At 70.3% G+C, this 25708-nt stretch carries 24 protein-coding genes; 14 read left to right on the forward strand and 10 right to left on the reverse strand.

The genetic code is table 11. The annotated features are described in order from the left end of the window. Positions 1-123: 123 nt before the first annotated feature. Both HUW46_RS28610 and HUW46_RS28615 read left to right on the forward strand, forming a co-directional pair. Entirely contained in the window at positions 124-549 is a 426-nt protein-coding gene (locus HUW46_RS28610; protein ID WP_215541878.1) for a YjdF family protein, read from the forward strand. A 31-nt stretch (positions 550-580) separates the two neighbouring features. Next, positions 581-1219 (forward strand): dTMP kinase, encoded by a 639-nt coding sequence (locus HUW46_RS28615; RefSeq protein ID WP_215541879.1) that lies wholly within the window; start codon positions 581-583, stop codon positions 1217-1219. Here HUW46_RS28615 and HUW46_RS28620 read toward each other — a convergent pair. Next, a complete protein-coding gene (locus HUW46_RS28620; RefSeq protein WP_215541880.1) occupies positions 1120-1785 on the reverse strand; it encodes a MarR family winged helix-turn-helix transcriptional regulator in 666 nt (221 codons plus the stop codon). The genes HUW46_RS28615 and HUW46_RS28620 overlap by 100 nt on opposite strands. Positions 1786-1845: 60 nt before the next feature. On the opposite strand from HUW46_RS28620, the gene HUW46_RS28625 reads away from it, so the two are divergent. Beyond that, on the forward strand, positions 1846-2850 hold the full coding sequence (locus HUW46_RS28625) for an alpha/beta hydrolase (protein ID WP_215541881.1): 1005 nt from the start codon (positions 1846-1848) through the stop codon (positions 2848-2850). Between the two features lie 7 nt (positions 2851-2857). On the opposite strand, the gene HUW46_RS28630 is transcribed toward HUW46_RS28625, so the two are convergent. The 4 genes from HUW46_RS28630 to HUW46_RS28645 form a co-directional block, all read right to left on the reverse strand. Continuing rightward, a complete protein-coding gene (locus HUW46_RS28630) occupies positions 2858-3976 on the reverse strand; it encodes an aromatic ring-hydroxylating oxygenase subunit alpha (RefSeq protein WP_215541882.1) in 1119 nt (372 codons plus the stop codon). Beyond that, positions 3973-5121 (reverse strand): N-methyl-L-tryptophan oxidase, encoded by a 1149-nt coding sequence (solA, locus tag HUW46_RS28635; RefSeq protein WP_215541883.1) that lies wholly within the window; start codon positions 5119-5121, stop codon positions 3973-3975. The genes HUW46_RS28630 and solA overlap by 4 nt, the downstream gene beginning before the upstream one ends. Continuing rightward, positions 5118-7568: a GcvT family protein gene (locus tag HUW46_RS28640; protein ID WP_215541884.1), complete on the reverse strand. Its 2451-nt coding sequence runs from the start codon at positions 7566-7568 to the stop codon at positions 5118-5120. Before HUW46_RS28640 ends, solA begins: the two co-directional genes overlap by 4 nt. 273 nt (positions 7569-7841) lie before the next feature. Further along, positions 7842-8627 (reverse strand): IclR family transcriptional regulator, encoded by a 786-nt coding sequence (locus tag HUW46_RS28645; protein WP_215541885.1) that lies wholly within the window; start codon positions 8625-8627, stop codon positions 7842-7844. 175 nt (positions 8628-8802) lie between these two features. On the opposite strand from HUW46_RS28645, the gene HUW46_RS28650 reads away from it, so the two are divergent. Next, the gene (locus tag HUW46_RS28650; RefSeq protein WP_215541886.1) at positions 8803-9123 is read left to right on the forward strand and encodes a bifunctional 3-phenylpropionate/cinnamic acid dioxygenase ferredoxin subunit; all 321 of its coding nucleotides are present in this window, start codon (positions 8803-8805) and stop codon (positions 9121-9123) included. Further along, positions 9120-10283: an NAD(P)/FAD-dependent oxidoreductase gene (locus HUW46_RS28655; RefSeq protein ID WP_215541887.1), complete on the forward strand. Its 1164-nt coding sequence runs from the start codon at positions 9120-9122 to the stop codon at positions 10281-10283. Before HUW46_RS28650 ends, HUW46_RS28655 begins: the two co-directional genes overlap by 4 nt. On the opposite strand, the gene HUW46_RS28660 is transcribed toward HUW46_RS28655, so the two are convergent. After that, positions 10280-10981, reverse strand: coding sequence for a YidC/Oxa1 family membrane protein insertase (locus tag HUW46_RS28660; protein WP_215541888.1), 702 nt, complete (start codon positions 10979-10981; stop codon positions 10280-10282). The two genes, HUW46_RS28655 and HUW46_RS28660, sit on opposite strands and share 4 nt — an antisense overlap. A 75-nt stretch (positions 10982-11056) precedes the next feature. Then, positions 11057-11350: a DUF6412 domain-containing protein gene (locus tag HUW46_RS28665; RefSeq protein WP_215541889.1), complete on the reverse strand. Its 294-nt coding sequence runs from the start codon at positions 11348-11350 to the stop codon at positions 11057-11059. Positions 11351-11506: 156 nt separating this feature from the next. On the opposite strand from HUW46_RS28665, the gene mtrA reads away from it, so the two are divergent. The 6 genes from mtrA (at position 11507) to secA (ending at position 20982) form a co-directional block, all read left to right on the forward strand. Continuing rightward, positions 11507-12184, forward strand: coding sequence for an MtrAB system response regulator MtrA (gene mtrA, locus HUW46_RS28670; RefSeq protein WP_215541890.1), 678 nt, complete (start codon positions 11507-11509; stop codon positions 12182-12184). Between the two features lie 7 nt (positions 12185-12191). Next, a complete protein-coding gene (gene mtrB, locus HUW46_RS28675) occupies positions 12192-13964 on the forward strand; it encodes an MtrAB system histidine kinase MtrB (RefSeq protein ID WP_215541891.1) in 1773 nt (590 codons plus the stop codon). Then, positions 13961-15709, forward strand: a complete 1749-nt coding sequence (locus HUW46_RS28680; RefSeq protein ID WP_215541892.1) for an LpqB family beta-propeller domain-containing protein — start codon at positions 13961-13963, stop codon at positions 15707-15709. The genes mtrB and HUW46_RS28680 overlap by 4 nt, the downstream gene beginning before the upstream one ends. 327 nt (positions 15710-16036) lie before the next feature. Beyond that, on the forward strand, positions 16037-16714 hold the full coding sequence (locus HUW46_RS28685) for a ComF family protein (RefSeq protein WP_215541893.1): 678 nt from the start codon (positions 16037-16039) through the stop codon (positions 16712-16714). A gap of 568 nt (positions 16715-17282) precedes the next feature. Further along, positions 17283-17978, forward strand: coding sequence for a ribosome hibernation-promoting factor, HPF/YfiA family (gene hpf / locus HUW46_RS28690; protein WP_215541894.1), 696 nt, complete (start codon positions 17283-17285; stop codon positions 17976-17978). A 175-nt stretch (positions 17979-18153) separates the two neighbouring features. Further along, entirely contained in the window at positions 18154-20982 is a 2829-nt protein-coding gene (gene secA, locus HUW46_RS28695) for a preprotein translocase subunit SecA (RefSeq protein WP_215541895.1), read from the forward strand. Between the two features lie 52 nt (positions 20983-21034). Here secA and HUW46_RS28700 read toward each other — a convergent pair whose 3' ends face one another. Next, the gene (locus HUW46_RS28700; RefSeq protein ID WP_215541896.1) at positions 21035-21472 is read right to left on the reverse strand and encodes an Rv3235 family protein; all 438 of its coding nucleotides are present in this window, start codon (positions 21470-21472) and stop codon (positions 21035-21037) included. Between the two features lie 151 nt (positions 21473-21623). On the opposite strand from HUW46_RS28700, the gene HUW46_RS28705 reads away from it, so the two are divergent. Next, a complete protein-coding gene (locus HUW46_RS28705; protein WP_215541897.1) occupies positions 21624-22019 on the forward strand; it encodes an HAD family hydrolase in 396 nt (131 codons plus the stop codon). Here HUW46_RS28705 and HUW46_RS28710 read toward each other — a convergent pair. Further along, positions 22003-22773 carry a TrmH family RNA methyltransferase gene (locus HUW46_RS28710; RefSeq protein WP_215541898.1) on the reverse strand — a complete coding sequence of 257 codons (771 nt, stop codon included), beginning with the start codon at positions 22771-22773 and terminating at the stop codon, positions 22003-22005. The two genes, HUW46_RS28705 and HUW46_RS28710, sit on opposite strands and share 17 nt — an antisense overlap. 34 nt (positions 22774-22807) lie before the next feature. Between HUW46_RS28710 and HUW46_RS28715 the strand changes: the two genes are divergently transcribed. After that, on the forward strand, positions 22808-24214 hold the full coding sequence (locus HUW46_RS28715) for a WS/DGAT/MGAT family O-acyltransferase (protein ID WP_215541899.1): 1407 nt from the start codon (positions 22808-22810) through the stop codon (positions 24212-24214). Continuing rightward, on the forward strand, positions 24211-24705 hold the full coding sequence (locus tag HUW46_RS28720) for a DUF6912 family protein (protein WP_215541900.1): 495 nt from the start codon (positions 24211-24213) through the stop codon (positions 24703-24705). The genes HUW46_RS28715 and HUW46_RS28720 overlap by 4 nt, the downstream gene beginning before the upstream one ends. 18 nt (positions 24706-24723) lie before the next feature. On the opposite strand, the gene HUW46_RS28725 is transcribed toward HUW46_RS28720, so the two are convergent. Then, positions 24724-25581, reverse strand: a complete 858-nt coding sequence (locus tag HUW46_RS28725; protein ID WP_215541901.1) for a hypothetical protein — start codon at positions 25579-25581, stop codon at positions 24724-24726. Between the last annotated feature and the right edge of the window lie 127 nt (positions 25582-25708).

Below are 25708 nucleotides of genomic sequence, written 5' to 3' on the forward strand. Positions count from 1 at the left end.
CCTCACAGCCCGGTAGGTAGTCCGGGCGGCCCGCGGCGGTGCGAACCCGTCCTTGCTCGTTGTCCCGGACCTGACGGGAAACCAGTTGCGGCCAGGCTGATTCGTCATGCCTGGAGGTTTCCGATGAGCGGGATGTTCACCCTTTTCCACGACGGCCGGTTCTGGGTCGGCGTCTACGAAATCCACGAAAACGGTTTCGTCCGCGCGGCGCGGCACGTGTTCGGCACCGAGCCGACGAACGCGGAGCTGGCGTTGTTCATGGCGGGCCGCGAGTTCACCGCGCTCGGCGACGAGGCGCGAAAGGCACCGGCCGTGCCCGCGCCTTCACGCGCCGAGGCGCGCACGAACGCGAGGCGGCTCGCGAAGACCGCGGCGAAGATGCAGGACGACGTCGGCGTGGGCACCGCCGCCCAGCGCGCGTTGAGCGAAGCCGTCACCGCGCGTGCCGGTGAGAACAAGGCCGCCCGCAAGCGCCGCGCGGCGGAAGAAGCGCGGCGGCGCCGTGAGCTGGCGCGAGGCAAAGCCAGGGCGAAGCGGCGCGGCAGGTGACTCGTATTCAGGTGACCGTATTGTGGTCTCCGTGGGACGACTCCTCGTGATCGAAGGCCTCGACGGCGCCGGAAAGCGCACCCTCGCCGAAGGGCTGACCAAGGCGCTCGCGGACAAGGGCGCGACCGTCGGCACGCTCGCGTTCCCCCGCTACGGCCGGAGCGTGCACGCCGACCTGGTGTCCGAGGCGCTGCACCGGCAGCACGGCGACCTGCCCGATTCGGTCTACGGGATGGCGCTGCTGTACGCGCTGGACCGCCGAGGGGCCGCGGACGAGATCGCGGAGAGCCTGCGCGCCCACGACGTCGTCCTGCTCGACCGGTACGTCGCATCCAACGCGGCCTACGGCGCCGCGCGGCTGCACCAGGACGCGGACGGCGAGTTCGTCCGCTGGCTGCGCGAGCTCGAGATCGAGCGGTTTTCCCTGCCGGTGCCGGATCTCCAGCTCCTGCTGCGGGTCACGCCCGAAGTGGCCGCCGCGCGCGCTTCCGGGCGCGCGGCGGCGGATGCTTCGCGGGCGAAGGACTCGTTCGAATCCGACGACGGGTTGCAGCAGCGGTGTTCGGTGGTCTATGACGAGCTGGCCGCGGCGTCGTGGCTGGGGCCGTGGCAGGTCGTGGACGGCATGTCGATGGACGTCGCCGCTGTTTTCGCGGCGCTCGACCTCTGAGCCGGCGAGGACGACCGGCGCCGCTTCGGCGCGAGGTCTTCCTCGCCGGGCACGAACATGAGCGGGTGGGTGCCCGCTTCGGCGGCGGCCGTGATCTTGCGCAGCAGCCGCGCGAGCTGCTTGCGCTCGTTCGGGCCCAGCGGCGCCATCAGCTCGTGTTCGGCCTCGGCCTGCGCGCCGATCGTGGCCTCCCAGGCGCGGTGCCCCTTCGCGGTGAGCGCGACGAGCAGCTTCCGCCGGTCGTCCTCGTCGTGCGTGCGGGACACGTAGCCGGAGTTCTCCAGCCGTTCCAAGCGGTTCGTCAGCGTCGCGGGCGCGACGTCGAGCCCGGCGGCCAGCGCGGTCGGCGTCATCCGGTACGGCGTGCCGGCCGACCGCAGCCGCCAGAGGATGTCGTACTCCCAGCTCTTGAGCGGGTACGACGCCAGCGCCTCGGTGCGGCGGTGCGCCAGGTGGCGCACCAGCATCTGCATCCGGGTGACCGCGCCCTCCACGTCGGGGTCGAGCTCGGGCACCTCGCGCGACCAGTACTTGATGTGCCGGTCAATTGAGTCGACTTCGCGCATCCGCCCAGTGTACCGTTCGAGTCGGAATACTTCGTTTTCGAATCAACTGGGGTGGTGCCGATGGACGACAGGATCGACGAGCACGAGATCGAAAGCGCGCTGCTGGCGGGAAATCCGCTCGGCGACAGCCCCCGGCGGCCGCTGTGGGTGTACACGCCGCCGGGGTACGAGAGCGGCGAAAAGCGCTACCCGGTGGTGTACCTGCTGCTCGGGTTCACCGGGCGCCTCGAAGCGTGGCGCAACCGCACTCCGTACCGCGAGCCGGTGCCCGAGACGATCGACGGGGTGTTCGCGCGCGGCGAGGCGCCGCCGATGATCCTGGTGTTCGTCGACGCGTGGACTTCCTACGGCGGCAGCCAGTACGTGGATTCCGCCGGTACCGGGCGGTACCACTCCTACCTCTGCGAGGAGGTCGTGCCGTGGGTCGACTCGCACTACCGCACCCTCGCCGCGCGGGAGCACCGCGCGATCGCGGGCAAGTCCAGCGGCGGCCTCGGCGCGATGATCACGCCGATGCTGCGGCCCGACCTGTTCGGCGCTTTCGCGACGCATTCGGGCGATTCGCTCTCGGAAGCCCAGTATTTCCCGCACTTCTTCGCCGCGGTACGGGATCTGCGCGCCTACGACGGCGACATCTTCCGCTGGTGGGACGACTTCCGGTCACGGGTCGCCTTCACCAAGGGAGAGGACCTGCGGCTGCTGGAGATCCTCGGCGTCTCCGCGTGCTTCTCACCCGGTGCGGACGGCAGGCCCGAGTTGCCCTTCGATCCCGGCACGGGCGCGATCCGCGAGGAGGTCTGGGCGCGCTGGCTCGCCTGGGACCCGGTGCGCATGGTGCCGGAGCACGCCGACGCGCTGCGATCCCAGCGCGCGATCTGGATCGACGCGGGCGTGCGCGACGAATGGTTCCTCGACCTCGGCGCCACGGCGTTCCGCGAGGCGCTGGCGCGCGCCGGGGTCGAGGACTCCACCGTCCACTTCGAACTCTTCGACGGCGGGCACATCGCCGTCGAGTACCGCCAGCCGCTCGCGCTCGCCTGGCTCGCCGAGCGACTGGCACCGTGACCGCGCGTCAGGAGAGCATTTTCCGGACCCAGTCGTGGAATTCGCCGATGTGGTGTTCCGACGGCATCAGTACCCCGCCTTCGGCGTAGGCGCGCGAGCTCATCGCGGGCTGGCAGCGTTCGCACGCCTCGAAGTCCTGCTGGTTCACCCGGTGGAACAGTTCGACCGAATGCGAGACGTCCTTTCCGGAGGCCACCACGTCCTTCGAATAGAGCCAGTCGCATTCGACCACGGTGCGGTCCACGGCGAGGGGGTACATCCGGTGGAAGATGACGTGATCGGGCACCAGGTTCACGAACACCTGCGGGCGCACGGTGATCGCGTAGTAGCGGCGGTCGTGCGCCTCGCCCACGTTGCCGAGCTTGTCGAAACCGGCGCTGCCGTCGACGGTGAACCCGGCGACCTCCTCGCCGAACTCGGCGCCGTGGCCGACGTAGTACTGCGCCGCGTACCCGTCGGCGAACTCCGGCAGCACCTCGGTCAGCTCGGGGTGGATGGTGGCGCAGTGGTAGCACTCCATGAAGTTTTCGATGATGAGCTTCCAGTTCGCGTGCACGTCGTAGGTGATGCGCCGCCCGATCTCCAGGTCGCCGACCTCGTAGCCCTCGATCACCTCGGTGCCGCCGAGCCGGTCGGCGACCGCGCCGACCACAGTGTCCTCAAAGGACGGTGGCTCGGCGGCGAGGCAGACCCACGCGTAACCGAGCCATTCGCGAAGGTGCACCCGGTTGAGCCCGTACGCGGTGCGGTCGAGGTCCGGCATGCTCGCGAGGTTCGGCGCCGCGACCAGTTTGCCGTCGAGCCCGTAGGTCCACGCGTGGTACGGGCACTGGAAGGACCGTTTGACCGAACCGGTTTCCGCCGTGCACAAGCGGGCACCGCGGTGGCGGCAGACGTTCAGGAACGCGTTGAGCGCGCCGTCGCGGCCGCGGCTGACGAGCACGCTCTCCCGTCCTACTTGGACGGTCCGGAAATCGCCAGGCGCCGCCAGTTCCGCGGTGCGCAGCGCGCAGAACCACATCGACTCGAAGATCCGTTCCTGCTCGCTTTCGAACATGCCGGGATCGGTGTAGGTGTGGCCGGGAAGGGTAGGGATGAGACCGGTCGGCTGGTCGAGCGAAGTCATGCACACTCCTCATGGCGGAACCGCGCCGGATCGAACAGGGAGATCGGGTGGGCCGTGCCGCCCTCGGTCACGAGATCGGCCAGTACTTCGCCCACCACCGGGGTGAACTTGAACCCGTGCCCGGAGAACCCGCACGCCACGACCACGCGTTCGGCGGACGGATGACGGGAAATGACGAAGTGCTCGTCGGGGGTGCTGGTGTACATGCAGGTCACCGCGCGCAGGAAGCGGCCGGGCAGCGCCGGGATCCGCGCACCCGCGTGGGCCCCGATTTCCGCGACCTCGCCCGCGTGCACGCGCCGGTCGATGGTGTCCGGCGTGCAGTCCCCGCCTTCGCCGAAGAACGCGATCTTCACGCCTTCGCCGGGCCCGTTGTGCGCGGGGAAGCCGTAGAGCAGCTTTCCGGTGTCCTGCCACAGGAACACCGGGTGCCGCTCGGGGAGGAACGCGGCGGGGTCGCCGGTGGGCGCGAACCAGTACTGCACCCTGCGCTGCACCCGCAGCGGCACACCGAGCCCGGACAGCAGCTCCGGTGCCCACGCGCCGGGGCAGAGCACGAGCTGGTCCGCCGTGTAGTAGTTCTGCGCCGTGCCGACCCTGACCCCCGACGGGTCCGAGGTCCAGGTCACGACCTTCTCCTCGTAGCGCAGGTCCGCGCCCGCGCGTTTCGCCAGCTGCAGGTGCGCCGCGACGCTCGCCTCCGGCACCACGAACCCGGCGTTCGGCTCGTACAGCGCGACGTCGTCGTCGGCGGGCCGCATCGTCGGCACCCGCTCGCGCAGCCCGTCCGCGTCGAGCACCTCGTGCGGCAGGTCCCATTGCCGCGCGCTGCGCAGGCTCCCGGCGAACGGCCGCGAATCCGGTTTGCCGACGGTGATTCCGCCGCAGCGTCCGAAGATCCGGCGCCCCGAATCGGCTTCGATCTCGTCCCACAGTTCGTGCGCCCGCAACAGCAACGGCACGTACGCGGGATCTTCGAAGTAGGCCTGGCGCGTGATCCGCGACCCGCCGTGGCTCGAACCGCGGTTGTGCACCGGCGCGTACTGCTCGATGCCGAGCACCCGTTGCCCGCGCCGCGCGAGCCGGTACGCCGCGGCGCTGCCCATCCCGCCGAGCCCGATGACGATCGTGTCGTACCCGGTCATGACCGCAGCCTCGTCATCTTCGGGTCGAAGAGGGGTTCCTCCGCGACGGTCGCGGCCACTTTTTCGCCGAAGTATTCGATCTGGACGCCGCGTCCCGGCACCGCGACCTCCGAAGGCAGCCACGCGTACGCGATGCCTCTGCCGATCGTGTAGCCGTAGGCCGCGCTCGTGACGTAGCCGCAGGGCTGCCCGCCGGAGAACACAGGTTCCTTCCCGAGCACGAGCGCGCCGGGGTCGTCGAGGGTGAGGCAGGTGAGCTTGCGCCGCGCGGTGTCGGCGGAACGGCCGACGAGCGCCTCCCGCCCGACGAAGTAGCCCTTGTCCATCCGCACCGCGAACCCGACCCCCGCCTCGTACGGATCGTGCTCGGTGGTCATGTCGGTGCCCCACGAGCGGTAGCCCTTCTCCAGCCGCATGCTGTTGAACGCCTCCCGCCCGGCGGCGATGATCCCGTGCCGCTGGCCAGCCTCCCACAGCGTGTCCCACAGCTTCCGCCCGAAATCGGCCGTGGTGTAGAGCTCCCAGCCCAGTTCGCCCACATAGGACAGTCGCATCGCGGTCACCGGAACCGTTCCCACGTAAGCGTTCTTCGACTTGAAGTAGCCGAGCGCCTTGTGTGAGAAGTCCGCTGTGGACAGTGGCTGGAGCAGGTCGCGGGCGAGCGGGCCCCACAGCCCGACGCAGCAGGTGCCCGCGGTGATGTCGCGCACCTGCACGCTGCCGTCACCTGGCAGGTGCCTGCGCAGCCAGTCCAGGTCGAGCTGCGAGTTCACGCCGACCTGGAAGTCCTCCGGCCCGAGCCGCGCCACCGTCAGGTCGCTGCGCACGCCGCCGTCCTCGCCGAGCAGGAGCGTGTAGGTCACCGAGCCGGGTTTCTTGTCCAGCTGGTTCGTCGTCAGCGCCTGCAGGAACGACAGGGAACCCGGCCCGGTCACCGAAAGCCGTTTCAACGCCGTCATGTCGAACAGCGCGACCCGTTCGCGCGCGACGAGCGCCTCGGCGCCGCCGATCGGCGACCAGTACCGCGCCGCCCAGTCGTCGCGCGCGGGAATCCGTTCGACCTCGGGCAGGTTCGCGTTGGCCTCGTACCACTGTGGACGTTCCCAGCCGTTCGCTTCGAGGAAGAACGCGCCCAGTTCCTGCTGGCGCTCGTAGAACGGGCTGGTGCGCAACGGTCGCGGGTCGGCCATCGGCTGCAGCGGGTGCACCACGTCGTAGACCTCCACGAAGGTCTGGCAGCTGCGGCGGTGCACGTAGTCCGGCGCGAGCTGGGCCGGTTCGAACCTGGCCAGCTCGCAGCCGTGCAGGTCGAGCGCGGGCTGCCCGTCCACCATCCATTCGGCCATCGCGCGCGCGACACCCGCGGAATGCGTGATCCACACGGCTTCGGCGACCCAGAACCCTTCGAGATCGGGATGCTCGCCCAGCAACGGCATCCCGTCGCTGGTGAACGAGAAGAGGCCGTTGATGCCCTGTTCGACCTTGGTGTCGCCGAGCACCGGCAGCAGATCGGTGGCCGCGGCCCAGGACTCCTCGAAGTCTTCGGGGGTGAAGGCCAGTTCGGACGGCATCCCCGCCGAGGTGCGCGGGTCGGCGATCTCACCGGGCGCGACCGGCATCGGCCGGTGCCCGTAGGCGCCGATGCCGATCCGGTCGACGTGCTCGCGGAAGTAGAGGTCGGCGTCCTGGTGGCGCAGCAGCGGTTTGCTCGCCTCGGTCAGCTCGTCGTTGTCCCCGGCGAGCACCGGCAGCGGGTTGGTCTTCGCGTACTGGTGCGCCATCGGCACCAGCGGGATGTCCAGGTCGACGAGCTTGCCGATCAACGGGCCCCACATCCCGGTGCAGCACACCACGATGTCGGCCCTGAAGTGCTCGCTCTCCGTGGTGACCCCGGTGACGCGCCCGGCGGTGCGGTGGATCTCGGTGACCTTCTGGTGGTCGAGGAACCGCGCCCCGCGCGCCATCGCGCGCCTCGCCTGCGCCTCGACCGCGCGCAGCGGTTTCGCCAGCCCGTCGCTGGGGATGTGGAACCCGCCGAGGACTTTGGACTCGTCGAGCAGCGGGTGCAGCTCGGCGCATTCGCTCGGGTCGCGGAGGTAGCTGCGCACCCCGGAAGCGGTCGCCCAGCCGTGCCGTCGCTTCAGATCGGCCCACCGCTGGAGGGTCGTCGCCACCTCCAGCCCGCCGAGCTGCTGGAAGCACCACTTGCCGTCGACGGTGAGCCCGGTGTACTTGGCGACGGTGTAGCGGGCGAACTCGATCATGGTGCGGCACCCGGTGGTCTGGAAGACCAGGCCGGGCGCGTGCGAGCTCGACCCGCCGGTGGCGAACAGGTCGCCCTGCTCCAGCACGGTCACGTCGGTCCAGCCGCGTTCGGTGAGCTCGTCGGCGAGCGCGCATCCGACGATGCCCGCACCGATCACGACCACGCGGGGTTGGGCTGCCATCGCGAGTACCTCCTGCTGTCCGGGCAGGCCGAATAACGGTCCACTGTGGACCGTCAACGGGGGTGGGTGGCAAGCGGAGCCCTCGGACGAGGGACACCGAGTTGCGGATTAAGAGATGTGTTCCGTCTTAAGCAACAAGGTGCGGGATGTCACAAGCCGGTGTCAAGGGGTACGAGGCAGTAGGTCCCAGCGGATTTTCCGCGCGGAGAACGGCCCGTTACCGGTGCTGAACACCGGTAACGGGCCGCGGGGGTCAAGCGATGGGATTCCGGGCTACTCCGTGAAGTACCCGAGCTGCGAAGAAAGTTCCGCCGCCGCCTCGGCCATCGGGCGCACGATCTGGCGCACCCGCTGCCGGGAAAGCCGGTAGGACGGGCCCGACGCGCTGATCGCGGCGACCACCTCGCCGCCGGGCCCGAAGATCGGCACCGCGACGGCGTGCATGCCGAGTTCGAACTCCTCGAAGCACGCGGCGTAGCCGTCGGTCACGATCCGCTCCAGCTCGCCGGCGAGATCGGCGGGGTCGACGGTGGTGCGGGGCGTGTAGGACTCGAGCTTGCGGCGCAGCAGCCTGCGCCGTTCGGCCTCTTCCAGGTGCGCCAGCAGAATCTTCCCGCTCGAGGTCGCGTGCAGCGGGGTGCGCTGGCCGGTCCAGTTCTGGGTGGTGATCGCGGCGTGCCCGCGCGCCTGGCTGATGTTGATCGCGACGCCCTCGTCGGCGACCGCGATGTTGACCGTCTCCCCGAGCGACTCGGCCAGCTCCTGGCAGGTCTGCCTGCCGAGTCTGGCCAGGTCCATGCGCCCGGTCGCGGCGCCGGCGAGCCGCACGATGCCGAACCCGATGGCGTACTTCCCGCGTTCGCCGAGCTGCTCCACCAGGCCGCGCGACTCGAGCACGCTGACCAGTCTGGACGCGGTCGACTTGTGCACGCCCAGCTCACCGGCGATCTCGGTGATCCCGGCTTCGCCGTTGCGCGCGAGCAGTTCGAGCACGCTGATCGCTCGGTCCACCGACTGGACCTGACTGGGTGCCGCCTTTCCTGAGTCCTGGTTCCGCATGACGCAACACTAACCGCTCCGCGCGATTCCGCTCGGCTGACCGGGCGAACCCCTTGACGAGCAGGGGGGATGACCGGGATTGTTGCGCATAGCACGACACGACGCGTAATACGCAACACGAGTCGGGCTTATCCCGAACAGTTGACACCTCACCCGCATTCTTCGGAGGCCGAAGATGATCCGCGCCTGCGACGTCGATGACCTGCCCGACGGGGAGGCCGTCCGCCTCCTCGCCCACGTCCCGATCTCCGTGTTCCACACCGAGGGCCAGTACTTCGCGATCGACGACACCTGCAGTCACCAGGACGCCTCCCTCGCGGACGGCTGGGTGGAGGGCTGCTTCGTCGAATGCCCGTTGCACGCCGCCTCCTTCGACCTCCGCACCGGGCAACCGACCTGTCTGCCCGCGAAGCGCCCGGTGCGCACCTATCCCGTTGTCGTGTCCGATGGCGCGATCTACGTCGACACCGCCGTTGCACAGGAGGCGATCGCATGAGGACCGTGACCATCGTCGGCACCTCGCTCGCGGGGTTGCGTGCCGCGCAGGAGCTTCGCGCACAGGGCTTCGACGGCGAGCTGGTGCTCGTCGGCGACGAACCCCACCGCCCCTACGACCGGCCGCCGCTGTCGAAGGACTTCCTGCTCGGCAAGATCGGCGTCGAGGACCTCGAACTCGCCGACGCGGCCGGGCTGCTGGAACTGGGTGCGCGCTGGCACCTCGGCAGGCGCGCGGTGCGTCTGTCCGCATCGGACGGTTCGCTCACGCTTTCCGACGGCACCGAACTGAAATCCGACGGCGTCGTCATCGCGACCGGGGCGTCCGCGCGGACGCTCGGCGACGGCCTCGCCGGTGTCCACACGCTGCGGACGCTCGACGACGCCGTCGCGCTCCGCAGGGAAATCGCCGACGGCGGCGTGCGCGTCGTGGTGATCGGCGCCGGGTTCATCGGTGCCGAAACCGCGTCCACCTGCCGTGCGCTCGGCTGCGACGTGACGGTCGTCGAAGCGGCGCCGGTCCCGCTTTCCCGCGCGCTCGGGCCCGAGTTCGGCGCGGCGTGCGCGGGCCTGCACGAGGAGAACGGCGTGCGGCTCGTGACCGGGATCGGGGTCGCCGCGCTCGAAGGCGACACCCGCGTCACCGGGGTGCGGCTCGCCGACGGCACGGTGCTCGGCGCCGATGTCGTGGTCGCGGGGATCGGCGTGCGGCCCAACACCGAATGGCTCGACGGGTCGGGGCTCGTCATCGACAACGGCGTGGTGTGCGACGAGGGCTGCGTGACCGCGAGCCCGAACATCGTCGCGGTCGGCGACGTCGCCCGTTTCCGGCACGAAGGCGCGCACGTGCGCACCGAGCACTGGACCTCGGCCGCCGAGCAGGCGGGCGTCGCGGTGCGGAACCTCCTGGCGGGCGCGACCGTCGCGCACCACGCGAACCGCGGGTACTTCTGGTCCGAGCAGTACGGCCACCGCATCCAGTTCGCCGGGCAGGCCGCCGCCGAGGCCGAGGTGGTCGAAGGCTCGCTCGCCGAACGGAAGTTCGTCGCGACCTATCTGCGCGACGGCGCGGTCACCGGCGTGCTCGCGATGGACAGCCCGAAACCGTTCACGAGGTTGCGGCGCGGACTTGCCCGCGCCGCAACGGTTCCCGCGGGTTAGGCCACCATGAGCCGCCGGTGCAGGTACGCCCGCTCGGTCACCGTCCACGCGGTGGTGGTGAGCAGGTACAGCCCGGCCGCGAGGGGCACGACCGCGGCGAAGAGCACCGTGCCGTACGGCATCAGCCTGATCAGCCCGGCGCCGGGTACGTCACCGGCGCCGGGCCGGTTCCGCTGCCACCGCGCGGTGAAGTACGCGACGCAGGCGAGGCAGGCGAACAGGCCCGCGAACACCAGCACCTGCGGGCCCGCGCCGAGCGCGCTCGCGAAATGACCGCCGAGCGGGACGCCGAACACCGTGTGCGCGAGCATCGGGTTCGGCGCGCCGCCCAGCGCCGCCGAGCTGAAGAGCCGGTACAGCACCATGAAGAACGGCATCTGCGCGAGCATCGGCAGGCAGCCCGCGAACAGCGAGGTCCCCGAATCGCGGTAGAGCGAAAGCGTCGCCTCCTGCAGCCGGGCCGGATCGTTCTTGTGCTTGTCGCGCAGTTTCCGTAGCTGCGGCGCCAGCGCGGCACGGGTCTTTTCGCCGCGCACCGCGGCGCGGGCGAGCGGATGCAGCGCCAACCGGATCAGCGCGATCGACACGACGATCGCGGCCGCTGTGGACAGTTCGCCGAAGAGCGGGTGGACGAGATCCGCGAGCCAGGCGACCGCGTGCTGCGCGCCCTGTGCGGGCACGTCGAGAAAACCGAACATGGGAGAACTCCGTCAGGGAGAAGGGCACGCGCCGACGAAGAAGTGCCGTCGAGCGTGAAGGAACGGGCGGGCGGCTCAGACGGCCGCGTGGCCCGCTGACGGAGCTCGGGGACGGGGACGGCCCGCGGCGTCGGGATCGCGGAGCCGGAGGAACCTGCTGCGCGCGGCCCGTTGCCGCAGCGCCATGGCGCGGACGCGGGGTGGCGCGTCCGCCGGGTCGAGCCTGCCTTCGACGGTCGCCACCGCGACCGTGACGGCGAACGCGGCGAGCAGCGCGACACCGGCGATCGCGAACGGGTTCGCCGGATCGGCGAGCAGCAGGGCGCCGAGCGTGACGGGCAGCGTCAGCACGAGCATGAGCCTCAGCACCGGGCGCCTCCCTTCGCTAGCGGTAAGCCAAGCGTAGCGCGTTGTGGGAGGATGCCACCCGGATGGAGCAACGCGGTAGCGTCATCTTTGATCTTTCTGGTGGGCACATCGACGGGTCGTGCGCGTGACGGTGGCGACCAGTGCGAATATGTGCTCATGAAGGCACGTGTCTTGGTGGTCGACGACGACCCCGCTCTCGCGGAGATGCTCACCATCGTCCTGCGTGGGGAGGGGTTCGATACCGCGGTCGTCGCCGACGGTTCACGCGCGCTGCCCGCGCTGCGCGACCTGAAACCCGATCTCGTGCTGCTCGACCTCATGCTGCCCGGCATGAACGGCATCGACGTCTGCAAGGCCATCCGCGCCGAGTCCGGCGTGCCGATCGTGATGCTCACCGCGAAGAGCGACACCGTCGACATAGTGCTCGGCCTCGAGTCCGGCGCCGACGACTACGTGGTCAAGCCGTTCAAGCCCAAGGAACTGGTGGCGAGGGTGCGGGCGCGCATGCGGCGCACCGAGGCCGAGCCCGCCGAGTCGCTCGCCATCGGCGATCTCACCATCGACGTCCCCGGGCACGAGGTGACCCGCGAGGGCAAGGCCATCCCGCTCACCCCGCTCGAATTCGACCTGCTCGTCGCGCTGGCCCGCAAGCCGCGTCAGGTGTTCACTCGCGAGGTGCTCCTCGAACAGGTCTGGGGTTACCGGCACGCCGCCGACACGCGGCTGGTGAACGTGCACGTCCAGCGGCTGCGCTCGAAGGTGGAGAAGGACCCGGAACACCCCGAGGTGGTGTTGACCGTTCGCGGCGTCGGGTACAAGGCGGGCCCGCCGTGACCGCGCGATGAAACCGAAGGTCGCCGCCTTCACGCGCATGGTGGTGCGGGTGTCGGGCAGGGTCGCGGCGTTCGGCCGCCGCCGCATGGTCGCCTTCGGCGAGCTGTGGCGCCATTCGCTCCAGTTCCGCGTCACCGTGTCCACGCTCGCGCTGTCCTCCGCGGTCGTGTTCGTACTGGGGCTCGTGCTGCAGACCCAGATCACCGAGCGCCTGCTCGACACCAAGTCGGCCGCCGCGGTGCTGCAGACCCAGGCCGTGGTGCAGACCGCCGAGCGCGAGCTCGTCGGCCTGAGCAACCAGGACTCGCTCGGTGACCGGCTGAGCACCGCGCTCAAACGGATCACCAGCAGCGCGCCGGAGGCGCAGGCCGCGACGGGTTCGGCGGCGGGCGCCTTCGAGCCGGTGCTCGCCAGCGGCGGCACGGACCCGGCGGCGGGCACACCGCTGTCCGTCGGCCCCCTGGCCAAGGTGCCGGAGCGGCTGCGCCAGTTCGTCGAGCTGAACCAGCTGAGCAAGCAGATCCACACCGTGGTGTCCGCGGACGGCTCGCGCACCACCTACCTGATGGTCGGCGCGCCGGTGAGCACCACGGCCAGGCCGCTGCAGCTCTACCTGCTCTTCCCGCTCACCTCCGAGCAGGCGACCGTCTCGACGGTGCAGAACACGCTGCTCGTCGGCGGGCTCGTGCTGCTCGTCCTGCTGGCCGGGATCACGAACCTGGTCACCCGCCAGGTGGTGCGCCCGGTCCGGCGCGCGGCCGAGGTCGCGGAGCAGTTCGCCGTCGGTGACCTCGATCGGCGGCTCCCCGTCGCGGGCGAGGACGATCTCGCGAAGCTCGCCTTGTCCTACAACGAAATGGCGGCCAGCATCCAGATCCAGATCCGCCAGCTCGAGGAGTTCGGCACGTTGCAGCGCCGGTTCACCTCGGACGTTTCCCACGAGCTGCGGACGCCGCTGACCACGGTGCGCATGGCCGCCGACGTACTGCACGCTTCGCGCGAGCAGTTCCCGCCCGGTCTCGCGCGCTCGACGGAACTACTCGTCGACGAGCTGGACCGGTTCGAGGCCTTGCTCGGCGACCTGCTGGAGATTTCCCGGCTCGACGCGGGCGTCGAGGAGCTGGCGGCCGAGCTGATCGACGTCTCGCCCATCGCGCGGCGCGCCGTCGAACAGGTCAGGGTCATCGCGGGCTCGTCGAACACCACGATCGAAGTGGACCTCCCGGACGCGCCCGCGGTCGCCGAGGTCGACGCGCGGCGGGTCGAGCGGATCATCCGCAACCTGCTCGCCAACGCCGTCGACCACAGCGAGGGCAAGCCGGTGCGGCTGCAGGTCGCGGTCAACGCGGACACCGTCGCGGTGACCGTCCGCGACTACGGCGTCGGATTGCGCCAGGGCGAAGCCGACCTGGTGTTCAACCGGTTCTGGCGCGCGGACCCGTCGCGGAACCGGCGCACCGGCGGCACCGGGCTCGGTCTCGCGATCAGCCACGAGGACGCCCGCCTGCACGGAGGCGCGCTCGAAGCCTGGGGCGCGCCGGGCCACGGCGCGTGCTTCCGGCTGACGCTGCCGCGCCACCAGGACGTGCCGATCGGGAAGAGCCCGCTGCCGCTGCCGCCGGTCGACGCGCCGCCGGGCAGCACCCAGCCCGTGCTCGCCAAGGTGGTCGAGGAGCAGCCAGGGCGGCCCGCGATCACCGCCAACGTCCCGAGCACCGGGATCGCGGGCATCATCGACGTGTCGGACCTCGCCTCGATCGCGTTCAAAGAGGAGCGATGACCAAGCCGTTTCGCCTGGTGTGCCTCGCGCTGATGTCGTGCGCGGTGCTCGTCGCGGGCTGCGCGAACGTGCCGGAGGAATCCCAGCCCGAGGTGCTCACCCCGCGCGGCGCCCAGATGTCCAGCCCCGACGTCAAGGAACCGGACCGCAACCTCGACGCGCTGTCGGTGGTGCGGGCCTTCGCGCACGCCAGCGCGCTGCCGACGGAGAACAACGCCGGTGCCCGCGTGTACCTCGACGAGCAGGTTCGCCAGAAGTGGAGCCCGGTGCAGGGCTTCACCGTCATCGACGACACCTTCGGCACCGTCTACGACACGACGCAGCCCCAGGACCCCAACGAGCGGTCCGTCGTGCTGCGCGGGTTCACCGTCGGCGAGCTCGGCGCCGACGCGGCGTTCACCTCCGGGAAGAACTCGTACGAATGGACCTACAAGGTGCGCCGCCAGGCCGACGGGCAGTGGCGCCTGGTGGATCCGCCGCCGAAGATCGTGCTGGCGGAAAGCGATTTCATCGCGAACTACTTCCGGGTGCCGGTGTACTTCATCGCGCCGGAGTCCAACGTGCTGGTGCCCGATCTCCGGTACGTGGCCGCGAAACCCCAGTCCGGGCTGCCGGGCCGCGTGGTGAACCTGCTGCTCGGCGGCCCGTCGAACGGGCTCATCGGCGCGGTCAAGACGGCGATCCCCGAGCAGACCACCCTCGAGACGAACGTGCAGGCGAACAAGGACGGTTCGCTCGTGGTGCCGTTGTCCGGGGTGGGCGACCAGGGCCAGGACATCCGGAAGCTGATGGCCGCGCAGATCGTGCAGTCGCTGCAGAGCGTCACCACGAGCCGGGTCCAGTTGCTCGGGGACGGCCGTTCGCTGGTGAGCGGGCACGACGCGTGGCTGCCGAGCGAACTGCCGTCGAACGGCTCGCTGACCGCGCCCGCGGCCGAGTTGCAGGGGCTGATGGTGGTGAACGGCAGGGTGCGCTCGCTCGCCGACGGCCAGCCCGTGAGCGGCCCGGCCGGTGACGGCTCCGTCGGCATCCTGAGCGCCGCGCAGTCGCTCGACGGCAAACGCCTCGCGCTGGTGGAGAACGACCACGGGAAGCAGCAGTTGCGCGTGGGCGAGTTCGGCGGTGAGATGCCGCGGGTTTCGCTCTACGGCAGCTCGTTGACGAGGCCGACCTGGCGCCCGACGCTGACCGTGGGCGGGGTCGCCAGTGAACTGTGGACTGTGGTGGACGACAAGCAGGTCCTCCGCGTCTCGCGGTCGGCGGACGGCCGGTGGCTGCCGCAGGTCGTGAACGCCGACGAGATCGCGACGATCGGGCAGATCACCGCGCTCCGGCTGTCCAGGGACGGCACCAGGGCCGCCCTCATCGTGAACGGCCAGCTGGTCATCGCCTCGGTCGCGCGCGCACAGGATTCGGTGACGTTGCGGATGCCGAAGGTCGTCCGCGGCGGCGGGGACCTCACCGGTGTCGTCGACGTCGACTGGGCAGGCCCCGACGTCGTCATCGCCGCCACGACCTCGGCGTCCCAGCCGGTCGTGAAGGTCCCCATCGACGGGCTGCGGGCCGACCCGTTCAACAGCTCCAACCTGACCCCGCCCGTGCACGCGGTGGCCGCCGCGCCCGGCCGGTCCGTCATGGTCGCCGACAGCGGCGGCCTGTGGACCGCGTCGGACATCGGCGAGGTATGGCGGCCACACCAGCCAAGCTCCGTCAACGGCGTAGAAACCCCCTTCTACCCCGGCTAGCCCCCGCCCGCTGACGACATTTAGCCCGCTAACTGCACTTCAGGACCCGGCCCACGCCCGCCCACCCCAAGCCGACCCGCCCGCCTACCTCCCGAGTGCCGCGAGGTCCGGGCCGAAGGCCCGGCCATTGCCAACCCAGCCCCGCACCCGGCGATCCGACGCGCCCCGCGCGGCGGGAGCGTGCAGTCGGGCGCAGGGCCGCCAAGGCCCTCTAAATTTGCGATGGCAGGGCGCACCCCGCGACCAACCGGCGGATCACCACGGGTGCCGCGCCCTGGCAGCGCAAATTTTGCCGACCGATAAAGAAGACTGTCGGGGGTCGGGTGCATGCTGCCGGGTGTGGGGGAGAAGGCGGGAGTGTTCAAGCGGGCGGTCGATCTCGTGCTGCCCGGGGTCTGCGCCGGTTGTGGCGGGCTGGGGGCGGCGTGCTGCGAGTCGTGCGCGGGGGTGTTCGGGGCGCCGTCGGCGGTGGGGTGCGTGCCGGGGGCGTTCGCCTTGGCGCGGTACCGCGGGGTGCCGCGGCGGCTGGTGCTCGCCTACAAGGAGCGCGGCAGGCGCGATCTGGCGCCGGTGCTCGGTGCGGCGCTGGCGCGCGCGGTGCCGTTCCTGCCCGGTGAGCTGACCGGGCCGGACGGGGTGTGGTGGCTGGTGCCCGCGCCGTCGGCGCGGGCGGCGTCGCGGCCGCGGGGTGGTCCGCACGTGCTGGAGCTGGCGCGGCGGTGCGCGGGGGCGTTGGCGGTGGCGGGGTACCGCGCGGCGGTGGCGCCGGCGCTGGAGACGGCCGCCGGGGTGCGGGACGCGGTGGGGCTGGCCAGGGCGGAGCGCGCCGCGAACCTCGAAGGCGGTGTGCGGGTGGACGTGCGGGGCCTGCCCGCGCCGGGGACGCGGGTGGTGCTGGTCGACGACGTGATCACCACCGGTGCGACGGCCGCGGTGAGCGCTTCGGCGCTCGAAAGCGCTGGTTGCCGGGTCGCCGCGGTGCTGGCGCTCACCTCGGCGGCCTGAGCGAGGGTGAATCCAGGTGTCACCTACACGAGTGATATTCGATGGGAACGCACACGCGGTGCCGACCGTTGTCGGGGTATGAGGCCCACCGCCGGAAGCACACCGACGCGAGGCCGCTCCACCGGGGTGGCGGACGCGACCGCCCCGGTGATCACACTCGGCCCGGATCAGCCGGTTTCGAGGGGCTGTCAAGGTGAATTGTCCACTCGAAAGCTGGTCCGAACGGGTTGTGTCCCGACGGAATTCCCGGGATTTTCGCTGCGCGGAGTAGTCGGATCTCACGCCTCGACATCCCCCGCCTCGGGGGCTGTTGTGATCGGCGTTACCCGGCTAACGTGCTCCGCTATCAGCAATCCCGGCAGGCAGGCAGGGAGGTGACCAGCCCATGACCCTGGCGCTGGAGGAGCGCTGAGCCTGGTCGGCGGAACACCCACGAGACGTCGTATCGGTTGTTACCGCCGGGTTTCCTCACCGCCCTGTACGGGCTTTCCAAGTCCCCGAAAGTACTTCTTCACCGGCGCCGTAGTGATCAACCAGCTCGCAGACATCTCAGCGAGGGAGGTCGTGTATGGACATCGTCGTCAAGGGCCGCAACGTGGAGGTGCCCGAGCACTATCGGGCCCACGTCAGTGAAAAGCTGGCCCGTCTTGAGCGCTACGACAGGAAAGTCATCCGGTACGACGTGGAGTTGTTCCACGAACCGAACCGCAGGCAGTCGAAGAGCTGCCAGCGAGTGGAAATCACCGGAAAGGGAAAGGGCCCGGCCGTACGCGCCGAGGCCTGTGCGGGTGACTTCTATGCCGCGCTCGACTCCGCGGTGAGCAAACTGGAAAGCCGCATGCGCAAGCTGCACGACCGGCGTCGCGTCCACTACGGACGGCGCCGCTCGGAATCGGTCGCCGAAGCGACTTCGATGGCAGCCGGCGGCGGTCCGGTTCCCACGGACGGCGGAAGGCGCCCCGCGGCGAGCACCGCGGTACTCGAAGCGCCATCGCTTCCGGAAACCGAGTTGGTGAACGGCTCGGTCGCGGAGGAAATCGAACTGCCGCACCAGCGATGGGACGACGGTGTAGCCGACAACCCACCCGGCAGCATCGTTCGCGAGAAACAACATTCCGCGGATCCCATGACGGTCGACCAGGCGCTCTACGAAATGGAGCTGGTCGGTCACGACTTCTATCTCTTCTTCGACTCCGACGCGGGCAGGCCCAGCGTCGTCTACCGGCGGAAGGGCTTCGACTACGGCGTCATCCGGCTCGGCTGACCGGGTATTTCTCCGACGGCCCGTGCGTTCGCGCGCGGGCCGTCGGCGTGTGTCCGGCACGGGACGTGCATCGACGGGGTGGCCTTCCCTACGATGGGGTGAACACGGTCGCCGTCGGGGCCGTGCTACCGACGCGCGTTCGCTCCGAGACACAAGCTAGTGAGGTCTGAAGACGATGGTTCTCAACCGCCTGCTCCGCGCGGGCGAGGGCAAGATGCTCAAGCGGCTGCGGCACATCGCAGACCACATCAACACCCTCGAAGACGACGTCAAGGACCTCTCGGACGCCGATCTGCGCGCGAAGACCGACGAGTTCCGCGAGCGGTACAAGGCGGGCGAGTCCCTCGACGACCTGCTGCCGGAAGCGTTCTCGGTGGCTCGCGAGGCGGCGTGGCGCGTGATCGGCCAGCGGCACTTCGACGTGCAGGTGATGGGCGGCGCCGCGCTGCACCTCGGCCAGGTCGCCGAGATGAAGACCGGTGAGGGCAAGACCCTGACCTGTGTGCTGCCCGCCTACCTGAACGCGATCGCGGGCGAGGGCGTGCACGTGGTCACGGTCAACGACTACCTCGCCAAGCGCGACGCGGAGTGGATGGGCCGGATCCACCGCTTCCTCGGCCTCGAGGTCGGTGTCATCCTCTCGGAGCTTTCGCCGGAGCAGCGCCGGGCGGCCTACCACGCGGACATCACCTACGGCACGAACAACGAGTTCGGCTTCGACTACCTGCGCGACAACATGGCGTGGAGCCTCGACGACTGCGTGCAGCGCGGGCACTTCTTCGCCGTCGTCGACGAGGTCGACTCGATCCTGATCGACGAGGCGCGGACGCCGCTGATCATCTCCGGCCCGGCGGACAACTCGTCGCGCTGGTACGTCGAGTTCGCCAGGATGTCGCCGCTGATGAAGCCGGACATCCACTACGAGGTGGACATCCGCAAGCGCACCGTCGGCGTCAGCGAGAAGGGCGTCGCGTTCATCGAGGACCAGCTCGGCATCGAGAACCTCTACGAGGCCGCGAACACGCCGCTGGTGGGCTACCTGCAGAACGCGCTGAAGGCCAAGGAGCTCTACAAGAAGGACAAGGACTACATCGTCCGGGGCGGCGAGGTCCTGATCGTCGACGAGTTCACCGGCCGCATCCTGCACGGCCGCCGCTACAACGAGGGCATGCACCAGGCGATCGAGGCCAAGGAAGGCGTCGAGATCAAGGCGGAGAACCAGACGCTCGCCACGATCACGCTGCAGAACTACTTCCGGCTCTACGACAAGCTGTCCGGGATGACCGGTACCGCCGAGACCGAGGCCGCCGAGTTCCACCAGACCTACAAGCTGGGTGTGGTGCCGATCCCGACGAACCGCCCGATGATCCGGCGCGACCAGGCCGACCTGATCTACAAGACCGAGCAGGCGAAGTTCGAGGCGGTCGCCGAGGACATCGCGGAGCGGCACGAGAAGGGCCAGCCGGTACTCGTCGGCACCACGAGCGTCGAGAAGTCCGAGCACCTCTCGAAGCTGTTGCTCAAGCTGAACGTGCCGCACGAGGTCCTGAACGCGAAGCACCACGACCGCGAGGCGCTGATCGTCGCGCGGGCCGGCCGCAAGGGCCAGGTCACGGTGGCCACCAACATGGCAGGCCGTGGTACCGACGTCGTGCTGGGCGGCAACCCGGACATCATCGCCGACGAGGAGCTGCGCGAGCGCGGCCTCGATCCGGTGGAGAACTCGGAGGAGTACGAGGCCGCGTGGCCGAAGGTGCTCGAAGAGGTCAAGACCGCGGTGAAGGCCGAGGCGGAAGAGGTCCGCGAAGCGGGCGGGCTGTACGTGCTGGGCACCGAGCGCCACGAGTCGCGCCGGATCGACAACCAGCTCCGCGGCCGCTCCGGTCGTCAGGGTGACCCCGGCGAGTCCCGGTTCTACCTCTCGCTCGGCGACGAGCTCATGCGCCGGTTCAACGCGGCGATGGTCGAGCGCGTGATGACCACGATGCGCCTGCCGGACGACACGCCGATCGAGGCGAAGCTGGTCTCCAAGGCGATCAAGAGCGCGCAGACGCAGGTCGAGCAGCAGAACATGGAGATCCGCAAGAACGTCCTCAAGTACGACGAGGTGATGAACGAGCAGCGCAAGGTGATCTACGCCGAGCGGCTGCGCGTGCTCGAGGGCGAGGATCTGCACGACCAGGTCGAGCACATGCTGCGCGACGTCGTGACGGCCTACGTCGATGGCGCCACCTCCGAGGGCTACGCCGAGGACTGGGACCACAAGAAGCTGTGGTCGGCGCTGAAGACCCTGTACCCGGTCTCGCTCGACTGGGAAGAGGTCGTCGAGGACGAGGACGATCTCGACGCCGACCGCCTGCGCGAGGTCGTGCTGCAGGACGCGCAGGACGCCTACGCCCGCCGCGAGTCGGAGATCGACGCCCAGGTCGGCGAGGGCGCGATGCGCGAGCTCGAGCGGCGCGTGCTGCTGTCCGTGCTGGACCGCAAGTGGCGTGAGCACCTCTACGAGATGGACTACCTCAAGGAGGGCATCGGCCTGCGCGCGATGGCCCAGCGCGACCCGCTGATCGAGTACCAGCGCGAGGGCTACGACATGTTCAACGCGATGCAGGACTCGCTGCGGGAGGAGGCCGTCGGCTTCCTGTTCAACCTGCAGGTCGAGCAGGCGGAGCCGGAGCAGGCGCAGCCGGACGCGAGCGCGCTCCCGGTGGCCACCGGCAACGGCGCGCCGGACGAGGGCGGCAGGCACGCGCAGCCGACCCCGCCGCAGCCGAAGAACGAGCCGGAGCAGCAGGTGCCGTCCGCGTTGCGGGGCAAAGGCCTCGACGGCGGCGGCCCGCGCGCGATGACCTTCTCCGGGCCGTCCGAGGACGGCGGTGTCGAGTCGCACGGCGACGCGGCCGCCGGAGAGGACGACGACGCCGCGAACGGCGGCACCCGTCGTGAGCGGCGCGCCGCGGCTCGCGCGCAGGCGAAGAAGGGCAAGAAGGGCCCGCGTCGCTGACGCGTTCGGCTTGGAGGGGCCTCCCCGGTTTCGGCCGGGGAGGCCCCTTTTTTCACTCGGTGGGCGTTCCGGTGAGGAGCGCGAACTCGGTGCACAGCCAGCCTTGGCGTCGCCGTTCGAACCGCGCCGTGACGGCCAGTGCACGCCCCCGCGTGTGCACGACGCCGCAGGTCTCCACCACGCCCCGCAGCGGCGAGGTGGCCCGTACGGACCGCACGGTGTAGCGGGTGCCCGCGGTGGGGCCGCGACTGGTGAGGCGCGCGTACAGCCGCGGGTGCAGGAAGCGCCGCACCTGCACGGCGGCCCGATGCCCTTCCCGCACCTCGAGGATGGCCGAGAACAGCGTGGTGAAGTCGGGGAGCGTCCGCTGTGCGCCGCCGAGCTTCCGTTCCGTAGTGGCGTGCTGAGGCCGCGGTCCCGAGCGCGCCCGCGGCCGGAACTCCTCGATCTGGTCGAGCGGCACGAGCCGTCTCGATTCGCGTTGGTCCATTTCGTGTTCCCCCCTCGAACCGGCCCTCCCCAGGGCCGCCGCGGAACAGAGCGACCGGCGGATCGGCGCCGGGCGGCTTGACCACGAGCCGGTGAATCATCGCGGTTGCGCGCCGCTGCGCCGGGGCACTGCGATAGGGCACCATCGGGGGATGAACGGGCCGAGGGGACTGGTGCTCGATTTCGCCGGGGTGCTGACCGAGCCGGAGGCGGGCGAGTTGCTGGCGCTGCTGGACAAGCTGCGCGATCGCGGGATCAAGACGGCGCTGCTGTCGAACGCGGCGGGCGGTGGTTCGGTGCGCCGCAGGCTGGAGCCGTTCTTCGACGCGCAGGTCTACTCCGGGGAGGTCGGCTGCGCCAAACCGGCGCGCGAGGTGTTCCTGCTGACCGCGAGCCTGCTGGACCTGCCCGCGGACGCGTGCGTGTTCGTCGACGACGCCGCGTCCAACGTGGCGGGCGCGGTCGCCGCCGGAATGGCGGGCGTGCACCACACGTCGATTCCGGAAACGCTCGGAGAGCTGGAAATCCTGTTCAGCTCCGCGTTGTGACGGCGCGGCGGACGATTTCGAACGAGAGCACCGCGGCGGCCGCGGACACGTTGAGGGATTCCACCTCGCCCGGCATCGGGATCGACACCCAGCCCGCGACGAGTTCGGCGACCTCCGCGCTCACGCCGTTCGTTTCGCCGCCGAGCACGAACGCGGCGCGGCGCGGGAGATCCACGTCGAACAGCGAGCCGTCGCCGGAAGCACCGAGCGCGTACAGCCCGTACCCGGCTTCCACGAGCAACTCCGCGGCTTCACGGGCGGTACCGCAGCGCAGCACCGGCGCGCGGAACGCGACACCGGCGGATGCCTTGACCACCAGGGGATCGAGCGCCGCGACACCGCGGCGCGGGACCACGATCCCGCCGAGCCCGGCGGCGGTCGCGGTGCGCAGGATCATCCCGACGTTGGCCGGGGTCGTGATGCCGTCGAGCACGAGAACACGTTCGGGCGCACGGGATCCGAGCGCGGCCGCGAGCGGGCGCATGCGGGGCGCGACGACGTCGGCGAGCACGCCCTGGTCCTGTTTCCCGTTGCCCGCGAGCACCTTCACCCGGTGCGCGCTCGCGCGGTCGACGCGCACGCCCGCCGCTTTCGCGGCCCGCTGGATCTCGGCGGCGTTCGGCCCGCGCACCGTGTCGGCGAGGATCACCTTGTCGACGTCGAGCGCCGGGTCGCCGAGCGCCTCCAGCACCGGCTTCCGGCCGTACACGGTCAGGAAGCGGTCCTTCGGCGAGACTGTCGACTCATCACCCACACGACGAAGTCTCGCATTGTGTCAGGATCGTGCCATGCCCGACCGCTTGTCCGCGCTGGACGCGTCCTTCCTGTATCTCGAGGATTCGGCGACGCCGATGCACGTCGGCGGGGTGGCCGTGTTCGAGCGGCCGCGCGCCGGGTTCAGCTACGAGGACCTGCTCGCGCTGGTGGCCCAGCGGCTCGCGTTCCTGCCGCGCTACCGGCAGCGGGTGCTGACGGTGCCGGGCCACCTCGCGCGGCCGGTGTGGGTGGACGACGTCGACTTCGACCTGAACTACCACGTGCGGCGCTCGGCCCTGCCCGCGCCGGGCAGCGACGAGCAGCTGTTCGACCTGGTCGCGCGGCTCATGTCGCGGCGGCTCGCCCCGGAGCGGCCGTTGTGGGAGGCCTACTTCGTCGAAGGGCTCGCCGGCGACCGCGTGGCGCTGGTGACGAAGACCCACCAGTCCGTGGTGGACGGTGTCGGCACGATCGAAATCGGCCAGCTCATCCTCGACACCGCGCCGCAGGAGCCGGAACAGCCGGAGGACACCTGGGCGCCGCGCCGCCAGCCGAGCCGCTCGCAGCTGATGCTCGACGCGGTCAGCGAAACCGTGCAGCGGCCGGGCGAACTGGTGGAGAACGTGCGGTCGGCCGCCGCGGACGTGGTGGCGACGGCGGGGAAGTTCTCCGACACCCTCGGTGGTGTCGCGTCCGCGCTGCGCACGATGGCGCGCCCGGCACCGTCGGGGCCGCTGAACGTCCCGGTGTCCGGCGGGCGCGTGTTCGCCACGGTCCGCACCAGGCTGGCGGACTACCGGAAGGTCAGGGCCGACCACGGCGGCACGGTCAACGACGTCGTGCTGGCCGCGATCACCGGCGCGCTACGGGAATGGCTTCTGTCCAGGGGAGCCGCGCTGACGCCGGTCACCACCCTGCGCGCGCTGGTGCCGATGGCGGTGCGCGACGCGGACGCGGCCGAGTACTCGGGTGTCGGCCTCGTCGGCAACCAGGTCGACGCCTATCTGGTCGATCTGCCGGTCGGCGAGCCGAACCCGGTGCTGCGGCTGCAGCACATCGGGCACGCGATGGTCGAGCACCTCGACTCCGGCCGCTCGGTGGCCGCGCGGGCGCTGCTGCGGGTCGGCGGCTTCGCGCCCGCGACCCTGCACTCCCTCGGCGCGCGGGCGGCCGGCTCGTTCTCGGACCGCATCTTCAACCTCGTCATCACGAATTCCCCTGGCCCGCAGGAACCGCTGTACGCGGGGCAGGCGAAGATGACCGAGATGTACCCGGTCATCCCGCTGGTGCGCAACCAGGCACTGGCGATCGGCGTAACCTCGTACCACGGTGGCGTCTACTTCGGACTGAACGGCGATCGCAAGGCGCTGTCCGATGTGGACGTACTGGCCGGAATGATCGAGGAGTCACTCGAAGAGCTGAAGGGTGCGCACTGGTGAGGGTCTATCTTCCTGCCACGATCGACATGCTGAAGAAGGCGACGGCCGACGGGCGGTTCACCCCGGTCAGCGGCACCGGTTTCGCGCTGACCCCGGCACTGCGCGAGTCGTACACGAGCGGTTCGACCGAGGAGCTGGAGTACGTCGCGCTGACCGACGCCGCCCGCGCGTCGCTGCGGCTGCTCGGCGCGGAGGACGAGGGCGCCCTGCCGCGCCGGGTGGTCGTGTCGGTCGACGTGGACGAGGCGACCCCGCGGCCCGATCTCGACCCGGCGGTGGTGCGGTTGCCGGGCGCGGTGGAGCTGGACGCCATCGCCGCGGTGCACGTGGACACCGAAGAGGCCGAGGACGCCGTCCGCGCGGCGGCCGCCGTCATCGACGCCGCCGACCTCGGTGACGAGGACGCCGAATTCGCCCTCGGTGACGCGGAGGACCACGAGCTGGCCTGGTACGCCCCGCAGGAACTGCCGTTCCTGCTGGAACTGCTGTAGCGAGCGGGGCGCGCCCGGCTAGCTCTTCGGGAGTTCGGCGACCTGGTCCGGTGCGGGCGGGGTGATGTCCACCGGGCCGCCCCAGTCGGTGTAGCGGACGGTGATCATGGGCTTCGGGCCGTCGGCGGGGACGTTGTGCTGCTTGGCGGCCTTCTCGAGCGCGTCACCGGCGTCCATGAACAGCTTGACCGGCCGCTGCTCGCTGTCCAGCCACAGCTCCATCGGCAGCTTCAGGTTCAGCGCCTGGATCCGCTTCTTCGCTTCGTCGGTGTAGGCGGCGCGCAGCTGCTCCGGCATGGTCGCGATCTGCTTGTCGAGGACCTTGGCGCCGTCGAGTTCGAGCTTGTAGTGCGTGGTCGCGGTGCCGTCGAGCTGGGCCTGGTCGCTGCCCGTCACGGTGCCGGCGTCGCGCAGCCGCTCGATGATCTTCGCCGGGGTGGTGTTGTCGGCGAGCTGCTTGAACATCGGGGTGAACAGCGCGGCGGGTGAGCTGGAGTCGTCGAGCGCGAACTTGGCCCACGGCTTGGCCATGCCGGGCGTCCGGCCCTGTTCCGGAAGCCTCATGTAGATCGCCTGGGTGAAGAGGCGGAACTCGGCCGCCGCGTCGCCCCCTTCCAGGACCACCGAAGTCGCCGGATCGGTCTCGGCCGTACGGCTCTCGCCGTGGCCCTTGCCCGTGTTCTTGGGGTCGCCGGTCACCTCGAAGCTGAACTTGACCGACTGCCCCTTGGCGATGGCGGCGGAACTGGCTTCGCCGAGGCTTTTGGCATCGGTGAAAGCCTTCTGCAGGCCAGGGTCCGGCGCGGCGGGGTTGCCGCAGGCGCCGAGTGCCACGGTCATGGCGACGCCGCCGACGAACAGCGCTGTCTTGCGCATCTGATTCCTCACTGTGCAACGGCGTGAATCGCCGCTCTCCGCCTGGTTAATACCGAAACGGGCACACCGCGTTTCCAGTACGAATGTCACGGTTCGGCGGCGATCCCGCGCTCGTGCCACGATGGGG

It is taken from the genome of Amycolatopsis sp. CA-230715 (genome assembly GCF_018736145.1).
Classification (GTDB): Bacteria; Actinomycetota; Actinomycetes; order Mycobacteriales; family Pseudonocardiaceae; genus Amycolatopsis.

Bases quoted from the DNA above. Each gene is read 5' to 3' on its own strand.
- HUW46_RS28610 (WP_215541878.1), top strand. From the start codon at position 124: ATGAGCGGGATGTTCACCCTTTTCCACGACGGCCGGTTCTGGGTCGGC.
- HUW46_RS28620 (WP_215541880.1), bottom strand. From the start codon at position 1,785: ATGCGCGAAGTCGACTCAATTGACCGGCACATCAAGTACTGGTCGCGC.
- HUW46_RS28625 (WP_215541881.1), top strand. From the start codon at position 1,846: ATGGACGACAGGATCGACGAGCACGAGATCGAAAGCGCGCTGCTGGCG.
- HUW46_RS28630 (WP_215541882.1), bottom strand. From the start codon at position 3,976: ATGACTTCGCTCGACCAGCCGACCGGTCTCATCCCTACCCTTCCCGGC.
- solA (WP_215541883.1), bottom strand. From the start codon at position 5,121: ATGACCGGGTACGACACGATCGTCATCGGGCTCGGCGGGATGGGCAGC.
- HUW46_RS28640 (WP_215541884.1), bottom strand. From the start codon at position 7,568: ATGGCAGCCCAACCCCGCGTGGTCGTGATCGGTGCGGGCATCGTCGGA.
- HUW46_RS28645 (WP_215541885.1), bottom strand. From the start codon at position 8,627: ATGCGGAACCAGGACTCAGGAAAGGCGGCACCCAGTCAGGTCCAGTCG.
- HUW46_RS28650 (WP_215541886.1), top strand. From the start codon at position 8,803: ATGATCCGCGCCTGCGACGTCGATGACCTGCCCGACGGGGAGGCCGTC.
- HUW46_RS28655 (WP_215541887.1), top strand. From the start codon at position 9,120: ATGAGGACCGTGACCATCGTCGGCACCTCGCTCGCGGGGTTGCGTGCC.
- HUW46_RS28660 (WP_215541888.1), bottom strand. From the start codon at position 10,981: ATGTTCGGTTTTCTCGACGTGCCCGCACAGGGCGCGCAGCACGCGGTC.
- mtrA (WP_215541890.1), top strand. From the start codon at position 11,507: ATGAAGGCACGTGTCTTGGTGGTCGACGACGACCCCGCTCTCGCGGAG.
- mtrB (WP_215541891.1), top strand. From the start codon at position 12,192: ATGAAACCGAAGGTCGCCGCCTTCACGCGCATGGTGGTGCGGGTGTCG.
- HUW46_RS28680 (WP_215541892.1), top strand. From the start codon at position 13,961: ATGACCAAGCCGTTTCGCCTGGTGTGCCTCGCGCTGATGTCGTGCGCG.
- HUW46_RS28685 (WP_215541893.1), top strand. From the start codon at position 16,037: ATGCTGCCGGGTGTGGGGGAGAAGGCGGGAGTGTTCAAGCGGGCGGTC.
- hpf (WP_215541894.1), top strand. From the start codon at position 17,283: ATGGACATCGTCGTCAAGGGCCGCAACGTGGAGGTGCCCGAGCACTAT.
- secA (WP_215541895.1), top strand. From the start codon at position 18,154: ATGGTTCTCAACCGCCTGCTCCGCGCGGGCGAGGGCAAGATGCTCAAG.
- HUW46_RS28700 (WP_215541896.1), bottom strand. From the start codon at position 21,472: ATGGACCAACGCGAATCGAGACGGCTCGTGCCGCTCGACCAGATCGAG.
- HUW46_RS28705 (WP_215541897.1), top strand. From the start codon at position 21,624: ATGAACGGGCCGAGGGGACTGGTGCTCGATTTCGCCGGGGTGCTGACC.
- HUW46_RS28715 (WP_215541899.1), top strand. From the start codon at position 22,808: ATGCCCGACCGCTTGTCCGCGCTGGACGCGTCCTTCCTGTATCTCGAG.
- HUW46_RS28725 (WP_215541901.1), bottom strand. From the start codon at position 25,581: ATGCGCAAGACAGCGCTGTTCGTCGGCGGCGTCGCCATGACCGTGGCA.